This is a genomic window from Streptomyces sp. 8L, from assembly GCF_020176795.1.
Classification (GTDB): Bacteria; Actinomycetota; Actinomycetes; order Streptomycetales; family Streptomycetaceae; genus Streptomyces.
In genome coordinates, this window is sequence record NZ_JAIUKE010000709.1 from 1 (window position 1) to 4,084 (window position 4,084).

General features: G+C 72.7%; 5 protein-coding genes and 1 pseudogene. 5 read left to right on the forward strand and 1 reads right to left on the reverse strand.

Annotated elements, in window-relative coordinates; translation table 11 throughout:
* Positions 1-45 precede the first annotated feature (45 nt).
* The 5 genes from LCE31_RS37545 (at position 46) to LCE31_RS37565 (ending at position 3,665) form a co-directional block, all read left to right on the forward strand.
* The gene (locus LCE31_RS37545; protein WP_225022579.1) at positions 46-453 is read left to right on the forward strand and encodes a roadblock/LC7 domain-containing protein; all 408 of its coding nucleotides are present in this window, start codon (positions 46-48) and stop codon (positions 451-453) included.
* A gap of 89 nt (positions 454-542) precedes the next feature.
* Entirely contained in the window at positions 543-857 is a 315-nt protein-coding gene (locus LCE31_RS37550; RefSeq protein ID WP_308042397.1) for a DUF742 domain-containing protein, read from the forward strand.
* Positions 835-1,443, forward strand: coding sequence for a GTP-binding protein (locus tag LCE31_RS37555; RefSeq protein WP_225022583.1), 609 nt, complete (start codon positions 835-837; stop codon positions 1,441-1,443). The genes LCE31_RS37550 and LCE31_RS37555 overlap by 23 nt, the downstream gene beginning before the upstream one ends.
* Positions 1,440-3,125, forward strand: coding sequence for a cytochrome P450 (locus LCE31_RS37560; protein ID WP_225022585.1), 1,686 nt, complete (start codon positions 1,440-1,442; stop codon positions 3,123-3,125). The genes LCE31_RS37555 and LCE31_RS37560 overlap by 4 nt, the downstream gene beginning before the upstream one ends.
* A 45-nt stretch (positions 3,126-3,170) precedes the next feature.
* Positions 3,171-3,665: a DUF5949 family protein gene (locus LCE31_RS37565; RefSeq protein ID WP_225022586.1), complete on the forward strand. Its 495-nt coding sequence runs from the start codon at positions 3,171-3,173 to the stop codon at positions 3,663-3,665.
* A 225-nt stretch (positions 3,666-3,890) separates the two neighbouring features.
* On the opposite strand, the pseudogene LCE31_RS37570 reads toward LCE31_RS37565, so the two are convergent.
* Positions 3,891-4,084 (reverse strand): annotated as a pseudogene (locus LCE31_RS37570) (hypothetical protein); the annotation flags it as partial.

Below are 4,084 nucleotides of genomic sequence, written 5' to 3' on the forward strand. Positions count from 1 at the left end.
GCCGATGTGTCACCACCCCGACCCCCCAGAAGGACGGACCCGACCATGAGTTACGTAACCGAGCCGGAGCAGCGGAGCTGGATGATCGCCGAGGTCGCCGCCGTTCCGGGCGTGCGCCAGGTCATCGTGTTCAGCGCCGACGGCCTCCTGCTGACCAGTTCGGAGGGGATGGACAGGGACCCGGCCGACCGGCTCGCGGCCAACTGCTCGGGACTGCTCTCCCTCGGCCGCAGTCTCGGCCGGGAGTTCGGCTCGGACGGCGGCCTCGTCCATCAGCAGATGGTCGAGTTCAACGGAGGCTTCCTCTTCATGCGCAGTGCGCACGGCGCCCACCTGGCGGTCGTCACGGGGCCTGTGGTGGACCCGAAGCTCGTCGCACGGCAGATGCAGGCGCAGGTGATGAAGATCGGCGCCGCGAACCTCAGCAGTCCGCCCCGGCAGGGGACTGCGTGAGCGGCCCCGCCCCCTCCGCCGACGGGCCGGGAGAGGCGCACTCCGGAGCGGACGCCGAGGGCGCGGCCGCCGCGCTCCGCCCGTACGTCATCACGCGGGGGCGCTCGCGCCCCAGCCGCAACACCGTCGGTGTGGAGACCCTGCTGGTGGCCACCGCACCGGCCCAGCCCCTGCCGCTCTCCGCCGTCCGGGAGGAGCGGGCCCTCGTTCGGATGTGCGAGCGGCTGCTGTCCCTGGTGGAAGCCGCGGCCCACCTCGAACTTCCCGTGAGCCTGGTGAAGGTCCTCGCGTCCGACCTGGTCGACAGCGGCCACCTCACCGCACGCTCCGGCGTGCCCCAGGCCGTACTGCCCGACCGACAACTGCTCCAGGAGGTACTGGATGGCCTTCGCCGGCTCCGCTGACCGCTATCTGCCCGACACTGTCCAGCGGGCCGTCAAGATCCCCGTGGTCGGTGCGTTCGGCGTCGGCAAGACGACGCTGGTGGGCTCCGTCAGCGAGATCGAACCGCTGCGTACGGAGGAGGTGATGACGCAGGCCAGCGTCGGTGTGGACGAGCTGGCGGGGGCGAGCGGGAAGACCACGACCACGGTCGCGATGGACTTCGGCCGGATCACACTCAGCGCGCGCACCGTGCTGTACCTGTTCGGCACACCGGGCCAGCGGCGGTTCTGGGACCTGTGGGAGGGGCTCCTCGAAGGGGCCCTCGGCGTCCTGGTGGTGATCGACACCCGCCGGCTGGAGGACAGCTTCGACGTCCTCGAACAACTGGAGCTGCGGAGCATGCCGTTCGCCGTCGCGGTCAACCAGTTCCCGGACAGCCAGTCCTACGACACCCGCGAACTGCGCGAAGCGCTCGACCTGTTGGAGGAGACACCGATCGTGATGTGCGACGCGAGAGACCGCACCTCGTCCGCCGAGGCACTGATCACCCTCGTCGAGCACGTGCTGGACAGCGAGGCCGTACGCACCCCGGAGACCGCCTCATGACCGCCCGAGAGAACGGCCCGTACGACACGACACCGCGCGGCGGACCCGAGCCCCGCGAATCCGGCCCGTACGGCAGGGACCCGCGGGCCGGCCGTCCGTACACCAGCAGGAGGGGTACGGGCAGCGGAGCCGGTACGGGCACAGGCACCTGGGCCGGTACGGGGACGGGCAGCGGCAGCGCTGTCGGCACCGGCAGCGGTATCGGCGGCGGCGTGGGCAGCGGAACCGGTACCGGTACGGGCACCTGGGCCGGTACGGGTATGGGTACGGCCAGTGGCACCGGCGCCGGCAGGACGCACGAGACGGCCGCCCGCGAGCAGGACGGCCACCGGGCCCCCGACGGGGAAGCGGCGGAGTCCGGCTGCCCCGTCCGCCACGACACCACACCCCCGGCTCCAGCCGTCCTGGTGCCCGGGCCCACCGGTGGCCGGCGCCCCGGGCCCGGCGGGCCGGGGCCGATGGTGCTGACCGACATCGTGTCCGCTCCGGACCCGCACCGCGTCTACCGGGAACTGCGCGAGCGGTACGGGCCCGTCGCACCGGTCGAACTGGAACCGGGGCTGCCCGCCTGGCTGGTGCTCGGCTACCACGAACTCCTCGCCGTCACACGGCAGGAGCAGCTCTTCTCCCGCGACCCGCGCAACTGGCACGCCCTGAGCGAGAACCGGGTCGCGGCCGATTCGCCGCTCATGCCGATGATGCGGTACTACCCCGTCTGCTACCACGCCGACGGCGCGGAACACCGGCGCATGCGCGTGCCGTTCGACGAGGGCATGGGCCGGCTCAACGGGCGGGAGGCGCGGCGGCTGATCGAGGGCCGCTGCCAGGGCCTCGTCGCGAAGTTCTCCGAGGCGGGCCACGCCGACCTGGTGAACGAGTACGCGGCGCAGGTGCCGATGATGTCGCTCGCAGGACTGTTCGGCCTCGGGCCCGCGCTCAGCGAGGAGCTGGTGCGCACGGTGTTCGGTGTGGTCGGCTCGGGCCCCGACTCGGAGGACTCCTACCAGGTCCAGCACCGCATCATCGGCGAGATGCTGGCGCGCCCGCCCGCCAACCTCGACGAGGACATGACCTGGACCTTCGCCCACCATCCCAACCTGCTGACGGACGCCGAGCGGTACGCGGCGATGCACCTGATGCTGATCGCCGGGAACATGCCGACGATCTCGTGGATCGCGCAGACGCTGCAGATGATGATCACCGATCCGCGGTTCGCCGCGCGGCTGCGCGGCGGGCGCCTCGGTGTGGACGACGCGCTCGACGAAGCCCTCTGGCGCGAACCGCCGTTGAACGCCATGCCCGCCCGGTACGTGCTGCACGACATCGAGCTCGGCGGCCAGGTCCTGCGCCGCGGCGACTGCCTGATCATGGGCATCGGCGCCGCCAACGACGACCCCGAGATCCGTCCGGACGAGGGCGAGGACTGGGGCAACCAGGCACACCTCGCGTTCTCGGCGGGGCCGCACCGCTGCCCCGCCCAGCTCCCGGCCCGGCTCATCGCGCGGACGGCCGTGCGCACCGTACTCAATCTGCTGCCCGACCTCGAACTCACCGTGCCGGCCGCCGATCTCGCGCCGAGCCCCTCGCCCTGGACCCGGGTGCCCGCGCGCCTGCCCGTCTCGTTCACACCGCGGCGGCTGCCCACCGAGCCGGGGAGCTACGCGGATGCCCCGGTCGAGTGAAGCGGGCTCACGGCAATGCCCCTATGGCGGCTAATGTGCCGCCATATGACTACAAGCAACACCGCGTCGTACGCCCCGCTGATGGGCACGCTCTCGGTGATCCCCTGGACCAGTGACCCCGCCGAAGGAGAGCGCAAGGCGCCTTTCCTGCTTGCCTATTCGCTCGGCGACGGACGAGAGGGGCCGGCCGCGGGCGAGCAGGCCCTGCACACCGTGCTCGGTGAGATGGGCCTGCGGCCCGGCGGTGACACCGTGGACCTCGCGAGCAGGCAGTCCGCCCCCATCACACTGCTGGTGGAGGCGGGCCGCGCGGTACTGACCATGCCGTATCTGAACGCGCAGTGCCCGGTCCCCCCGGAGTGGGAGGCGGACGCGCGCTCCATCGGGCGGGTGTACTTCATCGTCGCGACGAAGCCGTGGACGGACGGCGTACCGGGACTCCCGGTCACGGAGGAGCAGTTGCGCGCGTTCGTGGGGAACGAGGAGGTGCTCGCGACCGCGATGCACTGCCTGCTCCCAGTGCGCAGCCTGACGCGCTGACCGCCGAACCGGGCCGCCCGTCCGGAGAGATGGGCCCGCCGGGGGCGCCGGACCCGGGCCCCGTACGCGGGGTCCGTACGGGGGGGCCCCCGGCCGCACACGGTCAGCGTGCGCAGACACGGCCCGCGCGCACAGCACACGGCCCGCGCGCAGCACACCGGGCCCGGTCCGCGCACACTCCGCGGGCCGGGCCTGGCCGTCGCCCACGGAGCCGTGGGCGGGTCGTCACTGCGGGCGGTGACGGCGTCCCGAGCCGCTGGTGGTGGGGCCTGTGGGGGCGGCCCGGCCCGCGTCCCGCCATTCCCTGACCAGGGCGTTGTAGATGGGCGTTGCGGTGCGCTGGTGCGTGGGCTCGGCGCACGGCGGACTCCCGGGGTCCGCCGGTCGGTTCCGGCGCGGCGCGCGGACGGTTTCCATAC

Coding starts and splice junctions, on each gene's coding strand:
- LCE31_RS37555 (WP_225022583.1), top strand. CDS start 835: ATGGCCTTCGCCGGCTCCGCTGACCGCTATCTGCCCGACACTGTCCAG.
- LCE31_RS37565 (WP_225022586.1), top strand. CDS start 3,171: ATGACTACAAGCAACACCGCGTCGTACGCCCCGCTGATGGGCACGCTC.
- LCE31_RS37545 (WP_225022579.1), top strand. CDS start 46: ATGAGTTACGTAACCGAGCCGGAGCAGCGGAGCTGGATGATCGCCGAG.
- LCE31_RS37560 (WP_225022585.1), top strand. CDS start 1,440: ATGACCGCCCGAGAGAACGGCCCGTACGACACGACACCGCGCGGCGGA.